Genomic DNA, 16,854 nt, shown 5'->3' with positions numbered 1-16,854 from the left:
TAACAAACAATTAAAAAATGAAGGAATATTTTTTATGATCACAAATGACGATGGCTTAACGATTCCAACGCTTGATGACATGTTAGAGGCGCATGAGCGTATTAAGCCTTATATCCATCGCACACCGGTTTTAACCTCGCGGTTTTTGAACGAGCTGGCAGGCTGCGAGATGTTCTTTAAATGTGAGAACTTTCAAAAAGCCGGCGCTTTTAAAGTACGCGGCGCATCCAATGCAGTGTTTGGTCTGTCTGATGAAGCAGCCCAAAATGGTGTTTGCACACACAGCTCAGGCAACCACGCGCTATCTTTATCTTATGCCGCCGGCCAGCGCGGTGTCCCTTGTCACGTGGTCATGCCACACAGCGCACCAGAAGCTAAAAAAGCGGCAGTACGCGGCTATGGCGGTATCATTACTGAATGTGAGCCATCGACCACTTCTCGCGAAGAAGTATTTGCTAAGGTTCAAGCAGAAACCGGTGGCGATTTTGTCCACCCATACAACGACCCACGCGTTATCGCTGGACAAGCGACCTGCTCACGTGAGTTTTTAGAGCAAATGGAAGAGCGTGGCGTAAAGCCTGACATGGTTGTCGCTCCAATTGGCGGCGGCGGTATGATCTCAGGGACCTGCTTGACGTTATCGAACCTAGCCCCTGATGTCAAAATCTACGCTGCTGAACCTGTAAATGCTGATGATGCTGCACGCTCATTGAAAGCGGGTCATATTATCGCTGATGATGCACCGGATACTATCGCCGACGGCCTAAAAGTACCGCTTAAAGAGTTAACATGGTATTTTGTCAGCAATTACGTCACTGATATTTTAACAGCAACTGAAGAAGAAATCGTTGAGGCGATGAAGCTTACTTGGACACATATGAAAATTATCATCGAGCCAAGCTGCGCGGTACCACTTGCAGTCATCTTGAAAAACAAAGACGTTTTTGCAGGAAAAAAGGTTGGCATCATCATTACAGGTGGTAACGTTGATCTTAACAAGTTGCCTTGGAATTAATTTTGGCAATTCATTATCAATAATTGATGACGAATCAAGCGTTAACTAAGCGCTAGTCATGCGCAAGTTTGAACGCATTTAAATGTCCTTAAGTATAATTAAGTAAATACAATCAATGAAAACAAATGGAGCTTGAATATGATTACTGAAGAATTGGAAGTTGGTTTTAACGTCCCGGCTGAAGTTGGTATGGACGAAGCAGATATCCAGACCCCTTGCTTGATATTAGATCTTGATGCGCTTGAGCGTAATGTCAAAAAAATGGGTGATTATGCTAAAGATCATAATATGCGCCACCGTAGCCATGGCAAAATGCATAAGTCAGTTGACGTGCAAAAACTACAGCAAGAGCTTGGCGGCGCAGTTGGTATTTGTAGCCAAAAGGTCTCTGAGGCGGAAGTGTTTGTACGTGGCGGCATCAAAGACGTCTTAGTATCAAACCAAGTACGTGATCCAGCAAAAATTGATCGCTTAGCCAAATTACCAAAATTAGGTGCGAAAATCACCGTTTGTCTTGATGACGTCGATAATGTCGCTGAATTATCAGAAGCCGCCGTCAGAAACGGCACTGAGCTTAACTGCTATATCGAAATCGATTGCGGCGCAGGCCGTTGCGGTGTCACTACTACAGAAGCGGTCGTAGAGATTGCTAAAGCCATCGATGCCGCTGAAAACTTGAAGTTTACAGGTATTCAGGCGTATCAAGGCGCCATGCAGCATATGGACAGCTATAGCGATCGTAAAGCTAAGACCCAAGCTGCTATCGATCAAGTTCAACACGCCGTTGATGCCTTAGAAGAGATTGGTTTAAAACCAGAATTTATCTCTGGTGGCGGTACTGGTAGTTACTATTTTGAAAGTAATTCAAGTCTTTATAACGAATTACAGTGCGGCTCTTACGCCTTTATGGATGCTGACTACGGTCGTATCTTGGACGAAGACGGCAATCGTATCGATGCAGGCGAGTGGGAAAATGCGTTATTCTTATTAACGTCTGTTATGAGCCACGCTAAGCCTGACAAAGCTATCGTTGATGCCGGTCTAAAAGCACAGTCAGTCGATAGTGGCCTACCCTTCATCTACGGCCGTGATGACGTTGAATACGTAAAATGCTCGGATGAGCATGGCGTGGTAAGCGATCCTGAAGGTGTACTTAAAATCAATGAAAAGCTAAAGCTGGTGCCAGGACATTGTGATCCGACTTGTAACATTCATGACTGGTATGTCGGCGTACGTAACAGCAAAGTTGAAAGCGTATGGCCTGTCTCTGCACGTGGCCGCGCATACTAATTCCTGAATTAAATCACTATCGTTTTTTAAAGGGGCTGTTGTAGCCGTAGCCTACAATAGCCTCTTTTTATTTAATAAATGCTAGTTGAAAACGAACACTTCAAAACTAAGATTCAAGAAATATCAATTAAAAAGCATAAAAAGGAATTTATAATGAGTGCAGAAAATAGCAGCAATAACGACGGTTTATTGATCGTCTCAGAAGACGCTTGTAAATCAGTCATTGATCGCGCCTCAGCTTTCACAGCCGTGGAAAATGTATTTGCATCCATGTCACGCGGCGATGCTTATAACTTCCCTGTGATTCGTGAAGCGATTGGCTATGCTGATGCTTTATATGGTTTTAAATCAGGGTTTGATCGCGCTGGTAAATCATTGGGCCTAAAATCAGGTGGTTACTGGCCAGGTAACGAAGCCAAAGGCTTGACCAACCATCAATCGACGATTTTTTTGTTTAATCCTGATAATGGTAAATTGCGCGCGCTCGTCGGTGGTAACTATCTGACCGCTGTACGTACTGCCGCCGCCTCTGCCGTATCGATTGCTCATTTGGCTCGCAGAGACAGCAAAGTTATCGGTATGATTGGTGCCGGTCATCAGTCTACTTTTCAGTTACGCGCCGCACTTGAGCAACGTGATTTTGATAAAGTAGTCGCTTGGAACAACAACAAAGATCGCCTTAAAAACCTACAAGCTGTCGCTGAAGAAGCAGGCGTAGCATTTGAGTCGGTTGAGCGTGAAGAGCTGTGTAAGCAAGCGGACGTAATTATTACTATTACTTCAGCATTTGAGCCGCTACTGATGAAAGAGTGGATCAAGCCTGGCACTCACATCGCTTGCATGGGTACTGATACAGTCGGTAAGCAAGAAGTTGATGCTGAGCTGATAGCCTCTGCTACTGTCTTTACTGATGAAATCGCCCAATCAATCAGCCTTGGTGAAGCGCAACATGCCATCAAATCTGGCGCTATCAAAGAGAGCGATATTACCACTCTTGGTGCTGCGATTAACGGCGATCATCCGGGTCGTAGCTCAGATGACGAGATTACCTTGTTTGATGGGACTGGTGTTGGCCTGCAAGATTTAGCGGTTGCTTCTGCAGCAGCACGCTTGGCGCTTGAAAAAGGCGAAGCTCAGCAAATTTCGCTATAATTATTTATATTAACGAATGTATTTTAAAACCGCCAAATAAATTTATTTGGCGGTTTTAACGATGTCGTCGGTTTACCATCGAAACTGACCCCTTTATTAATCGTATTAAAATAAAAGTCATCATTCATATAGGCTTGTCTCATTTTATAATTTGTATTAGCTATATATGTTTTACTTCTTAAAATACGTTTTAATGCGCCGTGCCTAACACAATACGCGTCTGATCTGCCTTCATAAAAAGCTATGTGAGGCATACCGCTTGATTGATAGGATAAGATGGGTTTTCCACCTTATCGCTGTCGAAGTTGATCTTTACTAAATTTGAAGTTTTTATTTGACCGTATAAAAACTTATTATACTGGCCTCTCGCCCATGACTATCGCCCGATACATCTCGCGCCGATAACCATCGTAGTCATTAAAAGCTTGATGCAAGCAAATCCTATTATCCCACATAATAACGGTATTATTTTCCCATCTTAAACGACAAGTAAAAGATTCTTGAGTGGCAAAGCTGGATAAAAAATCAAGTAAAGGTCGCGACTCATCTTCTGTCATGCCTTCTATACCGCAGGCATAAATCTTATCGACATACAGTGACTTTTCACCTGAAACCGGATGGGTTCTGACCATTGGATGATAAAAACCTTCTAGCATTTGCTGGGTATTTAAATCCAGTTCAATATTGCCAATAGCCCCTACTTTACCTGACTCTTGAGATTGCTTTTCTGATTGCATATTGGCAAGGACGTTTTTACCACTCATCCATACTTTTAGCGGCGCTATCATTTCCTGCATCGCTGGACTCAAAGAGTTATAAGCCAACACAGCATTGGCGAACATCGTATCGCCACCGTATGGCGGTATATCTACCCCATAATTAATGGCAATAGAAGGCGGGCACTCTAAAAAAGCTGAATCGACATGCCAGCCACTACCAAATACGCTTTTGGTAGTTACGCTTGCTTCTTTAATAAGCGGTTGAACATTTGGATGACCAGGAACACCAGTCGTATAAGCATCTGTCCCAAACTCACCAAGCTGAAGGATTAAGTTTTCGTGATCAGTAAAAGATATTTCCTGATCTCTAAAAAAAATCATTTTATGTCGATAAAGGGCATCTTCGATCTCAGCCATGACATCGTCGCTGACATCGCTTAAATCTACACCTCTAATTTCTGCGCCCATAGCAGAAGCTAAAGGATGAGCAGTAATATGCTGATAATCTTTCGCACTATTATCGAAAAGTCCTGTGGGGTGAACACTATTAACCATTTTTAATCCCTTAAAAATTGTTGAAAATGAGTTTTACTACATTAACTGAAAAAACAATATTTCAATACGATTACTAATTTTTCGCTAATAAAAATTAAACCTTACAAGCAACACTCGCTTCTTGTGCCTTTTCATAAACGCCTTGTGCGTCTAATCCAAGCGCTTCCACGTTATTGAGGTATTTCTCAATTTCTGTCTTGAGTATACCGCTCCAAGCAGGATCGTTTAATGGATCAGGAATCTCTATCATCGTATCGCCGCGAGCTTTGGACTCAGCTTTAACCCTGATATCTTCACTATCAAATAAGCTGCCCGCAACCTTTGCCATATCCATACCTGAATTGTCATCGATAACTTTTTTGAGATCATCAGGTAGGCTTTGATACTTGTCTTTATTCATGGTTACCAATAAAGCAGAGCTATACAAAGGTATAGTCGTATGCGTGTTGGTCAATTCTGCTAACTTAAAGGCGCCTGCCGCATCCCAAGGCGTGCTCACTCCATCTATCACACCGCGTTGCAAGGAAGTATATTGATCAGATGCCGGCATACCAACAGGTGTGCCCCCTGCCGCTTCGATAATATTGGCCGCTATCTCTAACGGGCGGCGAATACGCATGCCTTTGAGATCTTCTGGTTCACGAATAGGTTTATCAATCGTATGAAAAACGCCAGGTCCTGACGCCATCATAAATAGCAGATGGGTATCCTCATACTCATCTGCTATCACATCATTGTTATACAAGGTTTGTAGCATGCAGCTTAATTGAGCACCTGAGCTTGAAAGGCCGGGTAGCTGGGTAATCTCAGTTAACGGAAAACGGCCACTGATATAGCCCTGAACTTGCGCCCCTATATCCACAGTACCCTTAGCAGTCGAATCATAAGTGATATCAGGTTTACTTAGAGTGGCTGAAGGATAAATCTCAACCTCTAGCCTCCCCTCTGAATCTGTTTCAATCTTTTTGGCCCACGGCTCAAACACATCAGTATGCAAAGCTGCTGTAGATGGCCAAAAGTGTGAGAACCTTAGCGTCGTAATTTCCTGCGTCGTAACATCTGCTGCGCCTGAATCGGTATTGACACCTTCCTCAGATTGATTAGAGCAGCCTGACATGCCTAATGCCATTAGCAAAGATAAAGGTATGGCGCCCCTTTTAATTTTAAAAAACATCTTCATCACATCCTTGTAGATAAATTAAAATCATGCAAACTTCTTGTATAAGGTTAGTCTATTATGATTATATAAACTAGGCTTTACACGCTGCACTAGCGTCTTTGGCTTTTTGATAGACTGTTTGGGCATCCAAGCCAAGGGCCTTAGTGTCTTTTAGATATTTTTGTGTACCAGCTTCCAATGGTGCGCTCCATGCAGGGTCATTTAATGGATCAGGGATGTCTATCATGGTATCGCCTTTGGCTGCGGCCTCAGCCATAAATTTAGCATCTTCACCATCAAACACTTCACCAGCGATGACAGCCATCTCCATACCGGAGTTGTCATCGATAACTTTTTTGAGATCATCAGGTAGGCTTTCGTACTTGTCTTTATTCATCGTCACCATAATAGCGGAACTATAAAAAGGCATATTGGTATGAGTGTTTACAAGTTCGATAAGTTTGAATGAGCCAGTTGCATCCCACGGCAAACTTAAACCGTCCAGTACGCCGCGTTGCAGCGAAGTATAAAGATCAGGAGCTGGTAGACCGACAGGCGTGCCTCCTGCTGCTTCAATAATGTCGCCAGCGATGGCAGAAGGACGACGAATACGTAAGCCTTTTAGATCCTCTGGTTTGCGAATTTCTTTATCAATTGTATGAATACCTCCAGGGCCAGTACCCATCATAAATAACAAATGCGTGTCTTCATATTCGCTCGAAATCACCCCATCATCATACAATGTCTGGAGCATACAGTTCATTTGAGTGGCTGAATTTGAGAGACCAGGAAGCTCTGTGATTTGAGTTAATGGGAAGCGCCCATTGGTATAACCTTGAAGTTGAGAGCCAATATCGATGGTACCTTTAGCAGCAGCATCGTAAGCGGCATCGGCTTTACTAAGAGTGGCAGAAGGAAAGATTTCAACTTTTAGGCGACCGTTTGACTCTTCTTCAACCTTTTTTGCCCAAGGTGCAAAAACGTCTTTGTGCGTCGCTGAAGTCGCTGGCCAAAAGTGAGCAAAACGTAATGTAGTCGTCTCTTCTGAGCTTGTCGCACTAGTATCATTAGCAGTATCATTTGATTGTGAACAGCCTGCAAAGCCTATTAAAGCCGTCAATGCCATACTAATAGAAAGCATTTTTTTCATCACAAATTCCTTTTTTGATGAGTAAAGATAAATGGATTAAAATCTTTATCAATTGTTCTATATAAGAATCCTTGTTCGTATAGTGAATTAACGTAACCCTTTTCTAAGCTTCTGTCAATCAGGTTATTTATTTATGCTGGTTGGTTTTGCAACTATCGATTCGATTGCTTGTATTATTAGCTGACACTGTTTGTCTGCAGCACCGCAGTAAGTCAAAGGAGATAGAAGTGTCGCAAGCTCATTTGAGTCATGATCGCTAATCTGTATAGATGAGTGTGTTATTGTCTCAAAAAACGTTTTTACAAAGCCTTTATGTTCTTTATGTGCTTGCTCGCTCGCTTGATTTATTAAAGGATAGATTTGCTCTTGATGCTCTAAAAAATGATACCTCAAAGGCTCAATAAGATACGCATCACTATTTAAATCAAGATTGGCCGCCATGCGCTTAGGATACACTTGTAACCCTTGTAATAAAGTCTTCAGATAATTTGCAGCACCCGCGAGCAAAGCGGTCCCTTCCATTAAAGGCATCCAGCTTGCATGCCACTGGCCCAATGCGCGCTCAAAAGGCTGAGCGGTTGTATTACTAATCACGCTTAGGTGTCCATGCATCCTTAACGTAGCGGTCTTAATTAGTGCACACAATACAGGATTGCGCTTATGCGGCATCGATGATGAGCCGCCCATCCCTTCAATAGCAGGCTCCGCCAACTCGCCTAGCTCAGACTGGCACATCAATGCTATATCTTCAACGATATTTTCCATAGCACAAGCACAAGCATCCAATCCAGAAGCGAGCGCATGAATAGGTTGTCTATTTGTATGCCATGGCAGCAGCGGTAACGATAGGCCGAGCAATGTCGCTACTTGCTGAGGCAGCTTATAACGTTCATTCTCTTCATTACTAACCCCAACAGGGCCGCCCCATTGTAAATAAAAACCTGCTTGCTCTAATTGCATTAAATTTGGCAAAACAGCGATAAGCGATGCTGCCCACTGCGAGGCTTTTACTCCAAAAGTAATCGGTAATGCTTGTTGTAATAGGGTTCTACCTGCCATCGGTGTCGCGCGGTGACTCTCAATTAATATAGCGCAAGCTTGTAGTATATCGGTTAAATCATTATTGATACGTTTTAAAGCAGGCTTAAGCATCATCATCATCGCTGTGTCAATAACATCTTGGCTGGTGACGGTCTGATGAAAGTACAGTTTTATGTCTTGAGGTAACAAGGTTTTGGCCTGAGCGACAAAAGGAATAGCTGCATTGCCACCAAGGTAGGTTTGCGCTCCAATCTCATCAATATCGAACAAATCTATCGTTAGCGCTTCTTTGGTTTGCTGTAAAATGCCTGCTGGAATGAGGCTATGACCTTCTCGGGCCTCTATAATGGCCAGCTCAAAATCTATCATAGCCTGCACAAACAGCCGATCTGAAAAGCGCTCTACAGTATTAGTATGCATAAATGGCTGATTGATTAATTGAGTAATTTTCATTTAGAATCTCTAATTTTGGTAATCATTGAATAGCATGAATAAAGAACAAGATGAGAAAATACCTGTTGATAGTCCAGATTTTGTTGCATCGCTTGCGGCAGGAATGAGTGTATTACTCACTTTTGATGAAAACCATTCTAGCATGACGTTAAGCGAAGTAGCTGAGCGTGCCAAGATAGATCGAGCAAAGGCTAGGCGTTATCTATTAACCTTGCACGCTCTGGGTTATGTCCATAAAAGCAAGCGTCAATTTCGTCTAACTCCTAAAACGCTAAGTCTTGGTGTCAGTTACTTGAGTAGTGTCCACCATCACGATATTATCCAGTTCTATTTAGAACGCGTCACTGAACAAACTGGGGAGTCGTGTTCGTTTGCCGTATTGGATGGCAATGAAGTGGTATATATCGCCCGCTCTGCGGCTGAACATCGCCTAATGTCTATTACCCTAGCGATTGGCACAAGACTACCTGCAGCTTATACCTCTATGGGTCGCGCGATACTTGCCAACCTTCCTGATGAGCCGCTTAGAAATTATATTAATAACGTTGAGCTATGTGCTCATACGCCCTACAGCATTACCGATCGTAATCAGCTTAATCAAGTGTTGAAAGACGCTAAAGATCAGCAATACGTCGTGGTCAATCAAGAGCTAGATACAGGTTTATTATCGCTGGCACTGCCAGTCTATAAAGCAAATAACGAGCTTATTGGCGCTATTAATATTAGCACCAATGCCTTACGCATCTCTCATGACGTTTTGATCGAACAGTTTTTACTAATACTACGTGATTGCGCGGCAAAAATCCAAACCTACTATATTTAACTCATAAGTTTAAATATAGTAGGTTGCTATAGTTGGCCAAAACTGATAAAAGACATTAAATATTATTGACAATCAATGACTTACATAGTAAATCGTATGTCTACGTCTGCTCAATTAAAGTATGAGCGGTCATGACGTTTATACTCCGTAAAGCATCAAAAACTCACAGGTGACTGTGAGCTTTTTTATATTCTACTTTTTAATTCATTAGTGCTACTAATTGTAATCTCTTTGTAGTAATATAAATCTTGACCAAATGGTCAACTCTATCAAATTGTCTTTCCTTCGCAGTAATAGTGCGTTTTGACAGGATGTTAAAACTGACGTTTGTATAATCCTATAACTGTGCTTTTGAGGGAAATTAACGACTGTAATTAAAGGAGTAATACTGTGCGTTTTAATTCAACTACCTCTGCTATCAAGCCACTTACTATTGCCGCCTCCGCTATTATCGCTATAGGCGCAATGTCTACGAGTGCCAACGCCAAACGCTTTTTTTCTGACACCAGCATCTCTGTGCTTTATGGTGACAATTATAAAACCGGGCCTGCAGGTGTAAAACAGGAAATAACCACCGTCACCCTTGAGCATGCCTCAGCCTTTGATTGGGGCGGTCTGTTCTTTTTCGTTGATCGCTTGCAAGGCAATGAAGATGTCAGCGGCAGTCGTTCAAAAGATATTTATGGCGAAGTTGCGCCTAAGTTTAAAATATCCGACTACAGTAATAGCTTCATCAAACAGGTGAACTTGGCTGGTCAATATGAGTTTGGAACCAGTGAAAGTGGGTTTGAGCAAGATAACTTTTTGGTGGGTATTGGCGCTGATTTAAACATACCAATCGATGGTATGAAGTATGCTTCAGCATCAATCTATCATGCTTTCAACGATGATACGTTCAGTGATGCCGATGATCAGCAAATTACCTTAACCTATGGTTGGGAGAAGAACAACTTCGTCGTTGATGGCTATATCGATTACTCTTTTAATAACGATGACAAAGCTGATCAGCTACATATTAATCCACAAATTAAGTACAACCTACAAGATGCATTGGGTATCGACAACCGTATTGAAGTGGGTATGGAATACAGCTACTGGAAAAACAAATTCGGTTTTGATGGCGTAGATCAAAGCGTCCCCAGTGCACTAGTTAAGTTCCATTTCTAAACCTTACAAGTAACCATTACAACGCTTAATATAAAATTAAAAAGCCCTGCTTAAACTTTTGAGCGGGGCTTTTTGATGCTTGTGCTATAAATAACTATATATGCAACTACTTAATCTGCCTTTGGCTTCAGCGCTGCACTAATATCTGCCAACAAAGGCGGAATATCGTGCTTGTCCGTCATCACCTCTAAAAACACCATTTTATCTGTCGTTGCTGCGGCTGTCTTTAGAGCAGCTTTCAATTGGCTCATTGTCTCTGCTTTCAATACAAGACTGTTTTGTTCATCTGCACCAAAAGCTTGCGGCATCAGGTGCCAGTTACACTTAGGAATATCATTATAATGCTGGTTTTCACCATGAATGGCACGCTCAACGGTATAGCCGTCGTTATTGATAAGCATGATGACAGGGTTGATACGCTCTTGAATCATCGTTGCTATTTCTTGTATGGTCAATAATGCTGAGCCATCGCCAATGAGTAATACACTACGTTTATCAGGCGATGCGATAGCTGCCCCTAAGCTTGCCGGTAAGGTATAACCAATCGAGCCCCACATTGGCTGACCATAACAAGTCACGCCTTCTGGTAGACGTACATCACTGATACCAAAGTAAGCAGTTCCTTGGTCGGCAAACACTAGATTGTTATGATCCAAATGGTCTGCAATAACATGCCATAGGTCGTCTTGACGAATGGCTTCTTCATCAGTGCCATGTTGCTCATGCGGCCTAATTTCTCTACAAAAGGGTTTTGGTACGATATTGATTCCTGATGTCATGACTTCATGTAATGCTTGTAGCGCATCTTCTAACGCAATAGGAGCAAAGTTCTGTCCACTAATGGTCGCGCGTTCATAATGCAAATCTACGACTGTTTTTTTGTCAATATTTTGGCTAAATCCTGCAGTCGTCGTATCGGTATACTGTACCCCAATTTTAATGAGGCATTCGCAGTTTTCTACTGCATCTTTCACTACTGGACGTGATGCTACGCCTGCATATGTGCCAGCCCAGCGATCGCTTTGCTCATCCAATAGAGTCTTACCCCAAGATAGCGTCGTATAAGGAATCTCGGTATCCGCAATCAAAGCTTTGAGCTGGTCTTGTAGTCCTAAACGATGCACCATCAAGTCCGCCATCAAAGTAGTCGTCTTGTTCGGCAAAAACGCCTTCAATGCTTTTTTGAAATCAGCCAAGGCAGCTTCACTGGTTATTTTCTCTGCACTATCGACAAGCTTAGTAGATGGTGGGTAAATAGGCTGACGTGCCACATCTGGTGATAGTAGCAAGTAGCCTGGACGGTGTTTTTTGAGGGTCACACGAATGACTCTATCAATCTCTGAAGCTGCGTTTTCGGCGGTAAGGTGTGCGCGTGCTACTGTTACTGGTTCTACCATCTTGATAAAGTGGTTAAACACCCCGTCACCAAGCGTATGGTGAATACGTTGCTTAGAATCTTGCAAAGCCGTACTGGGCGCACCGACAACATGCAATACTGGCGCATACTCTGCAAAAGAGCCTGCGGTAGCGTTGATCGCTGATAGCTCGCCCACACCAAAGGTCGTCACCATAGCTGCAAACCCACGCTCACGTGCGTAACCATCAGCAGCGTAACCTGCATTTAACTCATTGGTATTACCTACCCAACGCAATTTGTCAGAATCAATAACATTGTCTAAAAATGTTAGGTTAAAATCACCTGGTACGCCAAATATCTCAGTCGCACCTGCTTCAGCGATGCGATCGAACAAATAGTCAGCGATGGTATACTGTTGGCTCATAGCTCTTATCCTTAAGAATTATATTCATAAATACTAGTAATAATATAAACGGTTGAAAATAATTATAAAATCGTATCTCAAAATTATCTGTGTGACAAAAATCTTTTGGAATACCTATTATAAAAAACTGTTATATCATACATCAATGGTACGATGACATGCCTATTTTATTAAATTTTACTTTTTTTCATGGTGGTTGTTGACAGCCCAGAAAAACCGCGTATAATACGCCTTCATCATCTGATGATAGTTAATCAAACGATGAATCAGCGGGATTAGCTCAGTGGTAGAGCATAACCTTGCCAAGGTTGGGGTCGAGAGTTCGAATCTCTTATCCCGCTCCAAATATGGCTTGAAAAAGCACTAAAATCCTCACTCCTTAAATAGGAAGTGAGGATTTTTTTTGTCTGATTTTCGAGGGTTATAAAAGATTTATCGAAATATCTTTCTGTGTATGGCGATCCGTTTATAGGTACAGAAGCGCTTAGATGCGAGTCTTGGCTGTGTGGCTGTGATATGTGTTATCAGCTTCAGAGCGAGCTTTATGAGCTATTACCGCACTCTGGTTATGGCGGCTACTTTTTAAATATCTTATCTTAAATATAGTCCAATTTAATTATGCCACTACAGTTTAAGTCATACTTTAGTTGGCTTACAATCAAAGCTCCGACACTAACGTTTACGTCCTATAAAGCACTTTAACCACATGCCAGCCGAACTTGGTTTTCACTAAATGTGGGGTGAAGAGTTCACCGTTGAAGCAGACTTTATCAAATGCCGGTACCATGTCGCCTTTTTTAAACTCACCTAAATTACCGCCTTTTTTAGCTGATGGACAGGTTGAATGTTTTTTAGCTAGCACATCAAACTGGGCGCCTTTTTTAAGCTTGGCAATAATGTCTTCAGCCAGTTCTTTGTCTTTTACTAAAATGTGTAATGCGCTAGCTGTACGAGCCATAATGTAAACCCTTCATGAAATATCGATTATCGGGGCATTATACCATTACACACTTTGATTGCTAACCTAACTTGTATGCTCTACTTCTTCAAAAGTCATTATCTACACAGGCGCTACTCTTTGGATGAGAGTCGTTGCCTTTTGAGTGTCGCTGCCACTACAACATTTGCTTTACCATGGTCAGTCAAGCAAGTGCTGCGCCTGAAGTTACCAAACATCATATGGCTCAAGTGAAGCATCAAACACCCAGGGTGAAGGTCGATAACAAACATCAGCAAGTTAAGAAAAAAGCAGTGGTATCAAAGCATCAGTCAAAAAAGGCAGCAGCGCATCTAAAAGCGAAAAGCAAATATCAAGCTAAGCAAACTCATAGTCATAGTCATCGTTCTTAATAACTCAGTTTACTGATATAAAAATAGTGCCCATGTTAGGCGCTATTTTTTTGTTTGGTTTTTATGTGACCCAGACTTTATTTTGTTTATATGTCTAAATCCAATAGTTTAGAACTTAAACTTTTCCCGTGCATATCCTGTGCTAAGGACTTTGTAACCCCTCCTCCTAATGCGCCAGTCATAACAAAATTGAATGCACTAAGATTCGGCAGCTCATAACGGGTGACTTCACCTTGTACGATATCTTTGAACCACTCTTTCACTATTTCCTCAGTAACTCTTTCTTTAATTAATTCATAGTCTTCATTTTTAAATGCTATAAGAGAAATATTTGATATATTCCCTTTATCACCCGTACGGGAATGTGCTATTTCACGTAATTTCATTTACTTTACCTCACGATATGAGATTTTAATATCCGTGTCTGCTTCTGGAATCAAAATTGAGCCTATTGAAACTATTTCTTTAATATTCGAGCGAATTCCGCCACCACCTGCTGGACCATTGGTATAAAGAGACTCCACCTCTCGAACAATAGCTTTCGCGATCACATGATCTCCAGCTCTTGCAGCAACACGAAGTCTCACTTCCAGCATTTCCTGCGTATCGGGAATCTCATTTCCATATAAAGAATTAAGTCCGATAAAATCATAACGAATCTCAACGGGTTCAATATTTTGGGCGTCCAGTCTTTTCTGGATGATTTCTTTTGCTAACCTTGCTCTTTTAACGGAACCTGAACCGCCATAGCTGATTTCTGCCTCAGCAATGTAGCCTTCTTTATATCCTATGCTGGTTTTTAGCAAGCCCGTCTTTTTTTTACCGGAGCCGCCAAAAACTTTAACAACGTTGTCTTCTACTTCCTCGACTTGAACATTAGAAAAATCCGCAATGACATCTGGTGTTAGGTAGTTAGCCGGATCATGAATTTCATAAAGTAGCTGTTCTTTTACCGTTGCTAGAGAAACCACACCACCAGAGTCATCCAGTTTCGTAATATAATAATCACCTTTTTCATCCACTTCCATGATTGGAAAGCCTACGTTCCAAAGCTCAGGCACCTCTTTAAATCCAGGGTCTGCAAAATAGCCTCCAGTGATTTGAGCGCCACACTCCATCAAATGACCTCCTATCGTTCCTTTACCTAGAAGTTCAGTATCTGCAAAAGACCAGCCAAATTCATAAATCATGGGTGCAAGGAATAAGGAAGGATCAGCTGCTCGACCAGTAATAATTATGTCCGCACCTGCTTCAAGTGCTTCCACGATACCTCTTGCTCCAATATAAGCGTTAGCAGAAACGATTGCCGATCCTAGCTCTTTAATATGCTTATTATTTTCTAACAGTTTTTGGTCTTGATATTGATCGATTCTTGATAAAACATCATCTCCAGTTACCGCCGCGATTTTTAGGTTATGCAGACCTTGCTTTTGGGCAATTTGTTTTACCCGTTCAGCAGCTGCTTCTGGATTTGCAGCACCCATATTCGTTACTATCTTCACATTTTTTTCTGCACAAAGAGGTAAAACTTGCTCCATTCGATACTCAAGAAGACTATCATAACCCTCTTTTATATTTTTCATTTTTCGCTGCTGTGCAATGGCAATCGTTCGTTCTGCAAGGCATTCAAAAACAATATAATCGACTTCCCCATATTGAATGATATCAAGTGCTGGCTCTAACCTGTCATCTGAATAACCAGCTCCAGACCCAATTTTGATCGATTTCATAATATAACCTCCATGTAGTGCTATTTATATAATGACACCTGTGATAACTGCCACGATAGTCATAACAATTGTGGTACCAAATGCCCATTTGAATACGAATTTTTGATGATCAGCAAGCTCTACCCCTGCCAAACCAATTAATAAGAATGTTGATGCTGTCAGAGGGCTCAATGGAAATCCAGTAGTCATCTGCCCCAGCATAGAAGCTTGACCGATTTGTATTGGATCAAGTCCGTATGCACTAGCAGTCTCTGCAAGAATTGGCATGACCCCAAAATAATAAGCATCTGGAGTGAAAATCAAACTTAATGGCATACTTATTGTGGCTACAATAATTCCCATAGAACCGCCTACAGTATCTGGAATGATATTGACTAACGAAGTAGCCATAGCAGTGATCATACCTGTACCTGAAAGAATACCGGTGAAAATACCAGCAGCAAAAATAATTGAAACTACTGTAATCATGCCAACGGATTGTGCTCTTATTTGATCCATTTGATCATTTGGTTTAGGGTAATTTATTAGAACAGCGACTGCAAAAGCTACCATAAAGACTACTGGTAGAGGGAGCCAGACTTGAACCAGTGCTACTATAGTCAAGATGGTTAAAACAAAATTGAACCAGAAAATTTTCGGACGGCGCATACTGCGTTCTTCTTCAGTCAACTCGTCATGCAAACTATGCTCCATATCCTGAACACCCAAGCGTTTACGCTCTTTTTTCCCGACTAGATATGCCACGAAAATAATCCAAACTACTCCAGCCACAAAAGCAGGAATCAGAGGATTAAATAATTGAGCAGTACTAACGTCTAGCGCGGCGGCTGCTCGTGCTGTTGGACCTCCCCAAGGAGTTAAATTCATTGTGCCAGCACCGAGAGCGACCATACCGGCTAAAACAATCCTGTTCATTCCCAATTTATCGTATAGCGGTAGCAGTGCAGGAATGGTGATCAAAAAAGTGGACGCCCCAGAACCATCTAAGTGAGCGACCATTGCAATAATGGCAGTTCCTATTGTGATTTTTACTGGATCGCCTTTAACCAGTTTCAAAACCTTCGAAATTAGCGGATCAAATAAACCCGCATTGTTCATCACTCCGAAAAATAAAATGGCAAACCCTAACATGATTCCTGTAGGCGCGACACCAACGATACCATCTAACATGAAGGTTCCTAACTCACTACCGAATCCACCTATTAAAGCGAAAACTACAGGAACTAGAATTAGCGAAACAATGACAGATACTTTCTTAGTAAGTATCAGGCCCAAAAACACAAAGATTGTCAAAAACCCCAATAAAGCCAACAAATTTACTCTCCTTTTAAAAGTTAACTTCTTCCTTCTAATACCTACCAGTCCGCCTTGGCATAAGCTGATAACTTACGTCAAGCTCTAATAGAAATACCACGGAAGGAATACGCTTCCAAGGGTACAGAGATGATTTTTCACATAAAACTGTACCC

The 16,854-nt window shown here is 41.9% G+C and carries 15 protein-coding genes and 1 tRNA gene; 7 read left to right on the top strand and 9 right to left on the bottom strand.

Going from position 1 to position 16,854, the window contains the following annotated elements; translation table 11 throughout:
• The first annotated feature begins 34 nt into the window (after positions 1 to 34).
• The 3 genes from bhcB to bhcD all read left to right on the top strand — a co-directional run bounded on the left by bhcB (position 35) and on the right by bhcD (position 3,457).
• Positions 35 to 1,015 (top strand): beta-hydroxyaspartate dehydratase BhcB, encoded by a 981-nt coding sequence (gene bhcB, locus ACS8FC_RS11880; RefSeq protein WP_439296958.1) that lies wholly within the window; start codon positions 35 to 37, stop codon positions 1,013 to 1,015.
• A gap of 138 nt (positions 1,016 to 1,153) precedes the next feature.
• Positions 1,154 to 2,305, top strand: coding sequence for a 3-hydroxy-D-aspartate aldolase BhcC (bhcC, locus tag ACS8FC_RS11875; RefSeq protein ID WP_439296957.1), 1,152 nt, complete (start codon positions 1,154 to 1,156; stop codon positions 2,303 to 2,305).
• Positions 2,306 to 2,458: 153 nt separating this feature from the next.
• Entirely contained in the window at positions 2,459 to 3,457 is a 999-nt protein-coding gene (gene bhcD / locus ACS8FC_RS11870) for an iminosuccinate reductase BhcD (RefSeq protein WP_439260884.1), read from the top strand.
• Between the two features lie 353 nt (positions 3,458 to 3,810).
• Here bhcD and ACS8FC_RS11865 read toward each other — a convergent pair whose 3' ends face one another.
• The 4 genes from ACS8FC_RS11865 to ACS8FC_RS11850 all read right to left on the bottom strand — a co-directional run bounded on the left by ACS8FC_RS11865 (position 3,811) and on the right by ACS8FC_RS11850 (position 8,534).
• The gene (locus ACS8FC_RS11865; RefSeq protein ID WP_439260885.1) at positions 3,811 to 4,731 is read right to left on the bottom strand and encodes a TauD/TfdA dioxygenase family protein; all 921 of its coding nucleotides are present in this window, start codon (positions 4,729 to 4,731) and stop codon (positions 3,811 to 3,813) included.
• A gap of 94 nt (positions 4,732 to 4,825) precedes the next feature.
• Entirely contained in the window at positions 4,826 to 5,848 is a 1,023-nt protein-coding gene (locus ACS8FC_RS11860) for a TRAP transporter substrate-binding protein (protein ID WP_439296956.1), read from the bottom strand.
• A gap of 133 nt (positions 5,849 to 5,981) precedes the next feature.
• Positions 5,982 to 7,040 carry a TRAP transporter substrate-binding protein gene (locus ACS8FC_RS11855; protein ID WP_439296955.1) on the bottom strand — a complete coding sequence of 353 codons (1,059 nt, stop codon included), beginning with the start codon at positions 7,038 to 7,040 and terminating at the stop codon, positions 5,982 to 5,984.
• 123 nt (positions 7,041 to 7,163) lie between these two features.
• Complete coding sequence (locus ACS8FC_RS11850) at positions 7,164 to 8,534, bottom strand: lyase family protein (RefSeq protein ID WP_439296954.1); 1,371 nt, start codon at positions 8,532 to 8,534, stop codon at positions 7,164 to 7,166.
• Between the two features lie 34 nt (positions 8,535 to 8,568).
• On the opposite strand from ACS8FC_RS11850, the gene ACS8FC_RS11845 reads away from it, so the two are divergent.
• Together ACS8FC_RS11845 and ACS8FC_RS11840 are read left to right on the top strand one after the other, a co-directional pair.
• Positions 8,569 to 9,357, top strand: a complete 789-nt coding sequence (locus ACS8FC_RS11845) for an IclR family transcriptional regulator domain-containing protein (protein ID WP_439296953.1) — start codon at positions 8,569 to 8,571, stop codon at positions 9,355 to 9,357.
• A gap of 390 nt (positions 9,358 to 9,747) precedes the next feature.
• On the top strand, positions 9,748 to 10,524 hold the full coding sequence (locus ACS8FC_RS11840; protein ID WP_439296952.1) for a DUF5020 family protein: 777 nt from the start codon (positions 9,748 to 9,750) through the stop codon (positions 10,522 to 10,524).
• Between the two features lie 110 nt (positions 10,525 to 10,634).
• Here the strand turns inward: ACS8FC_RS11840 and ACS8FC_RS11835 are convergent, their stop codons facing one another.
• Positions 10,635 to 12,305 (bottom strand): alpha-keto acid decarboxylase family protein, encoded by a 1,671-nt coding sequence (locus ACS8FC_RS11835; protein ID WP_439296951.1) that lies wholly within the window; start codon positions 12,303 to 12,305, stop codon positions 10,635 to 10,637.
• Between the two features lie 269 nt (positions 12,306 to 12,574).
• Between ACS8FC_RS11835 and ACS8FC_RS11830 the strand changes: the two genes are divergently transcribed.
• A tRNA-Gly gene (locus tag ACS8FC_RS11830) sits at positions 12,575 to 12,649 on the top strand.
• Positions 12,650 to 12,984: 335 nt separating this feature from the next.
• On the opposite strand, the gene ACS8FC_RS11825 is transcribed toward ACS8FC_RS11830, so the two are convergent.
• On the bottom strand, positions 12,985 to 13,263 hold the full coding sequence (locus tag ACS8FC_RS11825; protein WP_439296950.1) for a peptidylprolyl isomerase: 279 nt from the start codon (positions 13,261 to 13,263) through the stop codon (positions 12,985 to 12,987).
• A gap of 176 nt (positions 13,264 to 13,439) precedes the next feature.
• Between ACS8FC_RS11825 and ACS8FC_RS11820 the strand changes: the two genes are divergently transcribed.
• On the top strand, positions 13,440 to 13,655 hold the full coding sequence (locus ACS8FC_RS11820) for a hypothetical protein (protein WP_439296949.1): 216 nt from the start codon (positions 13,440 to 13,442) through the stop codon (positions 13,653 to 13,655).
• Between the two features lie 86 nt (positions 13,656 to 13,741).
• Here ACS8FC_RS11820 and ACS8FC_RS11815 read toward each other — a convergent pair whose 3' ends face one another.
• The 3 genes from ACS8FC_RS11815 to ACS8FC_RS11805 are packed head-to-tail and all read right to left on the bottom strand — an operon-like array spanning position 13,742 to position 16,699.
• Entirely contained in the window at positions 13,742 to 14,041 is a 300-nt protein-coding gene (locus ACS8FC_RS11815; RefSeq protein ID WP_439296948.1) for an AtuA-related protein, read from the bottom strand.
• On the bottom strand, positions 14,042 to 15,385 hold the full coding sequence (locus tag ACS8FC_RS11810) for an acyclic terpene utilization AtuA family protein (RefSeq protein WP_439296947.1): 1,344 nt from the start codon (positions 15,383 to 15,385) through the stop codon (positions 14,042 to 14,044).
• A gap of 24 nt (positions 15,386 to 15,409) precedes the next feature.
• Entirely contained in the window at positions 15,410 to 16,699 is a 1,290-nt protein-coding gene (locus ACS8FC_RS11805) for a CitMHS family transporter (RefSeq protein WP_439296946.1), read from the bottom strand.
• Between the last annotated feature and the right edge of the window lie 155 nt (positions 16,700 to 16,854).

This window comes from Psychrobacter sp. 1Y4, assembly GCF_051847555.1.
This window is presented reverse-complemented; position numbering and strand designations above follow the sequence as displayed.

Excerpts from the sequence above, each read along its gene's own strand:
- ACS8FC_RS11860 (WP_439296956.1), bottom strand. The coding sequence starts at position 5,848 with ATGTCAGGCTGCTCTAATCAATCTGAGGAAGGTGTCAATACCGATTCA.
- ACS8FC_RS11820 (WP_439296949.1), top strand. The coding sequence starts at position 13,440 with ATGGTCAGTCAAGCAAGTGCTGCGCCTGAAGTTACCAAACATCATATG.
- ACS8FC_RS11850 (WP_439296954.1), bottom strand. The coding sequence starts at position 8,534 with ATGAAAATTACTCAATTAATCAATCAGCCATTTATGCATACTAATACT.
- ACS8FC_RS11825 (WP_439296950.1), bottom strand. The coding sequence starts at position 13,263 with ATGGCTCGTACAGCTAGCGCATTACACATTTTAGTAAAAGACAAAGAA.
- ACS8FC_RS11855 (WP_439296955.1), bottom strand. The coding sequence starts at position 7,040 with ATGAAAAAAATGCTTTCTATTAGTATGGCATTGACGGCTTTAATAGGC.
- ACS8FC_RS11845 (WP_439296953.1), top strand. The coding sequence starts at position 8,569 with ATGAATAAAGAACAAGATGAGAAAATACCTGTTGATAGTCCAGATTTT.
- ACS8FC_RS11835 (WP_439296951.1), bottom strand. The coding sequence starts at position 12,305 with ATGAGCCAACAGTATACCATCGCTGACTATTTGTTCGATCGCATCGCT.
- ACS8FC_RS11815 (WP_439296948.1), bottom strand. The coding sequence starts at position 14,041 with ATGAAATTACGTGAAATAGCACATTCCCGTACGGGTGATAAAGGGAAT.
- ACS8FC_RS11810 (WP_439296947.1), bottom strand. The coding sequence starts at position 15,385 with ATGAAATCGATCAAAATTGGGTCTGGAGCTGGTTATTCAGATGACAGG.
- ACS8FC_RS11865 (WP_439260885.1), bottom strand. The coding sequence starts at position 4,731 with ATGGTTAATAGTGTTCACCCCACAGGACTTTTCGATAATAGTGCGAAA.
- bhcB (WP_439296958.1), top strand. The coding sequence starts at position 35 with ATGATCACAAATGACGATGGCTTAACGATTCCAACGCTTGATGACATG.
- bhcD (WP_439260884.1), top strand. The coding sequence starts at position 2,459 with ATGAGTGCAGAAAATAGCAGCAATAACGACGGTTTATTGATCGTCTCA.
- bhcC (WP_439296957.1), top strand. The coding sequence starts at position 1,154 with ATGATTACTGAAGAATTGGAAGTTGGTTTTAACGTCCCGGCTGAAGTT.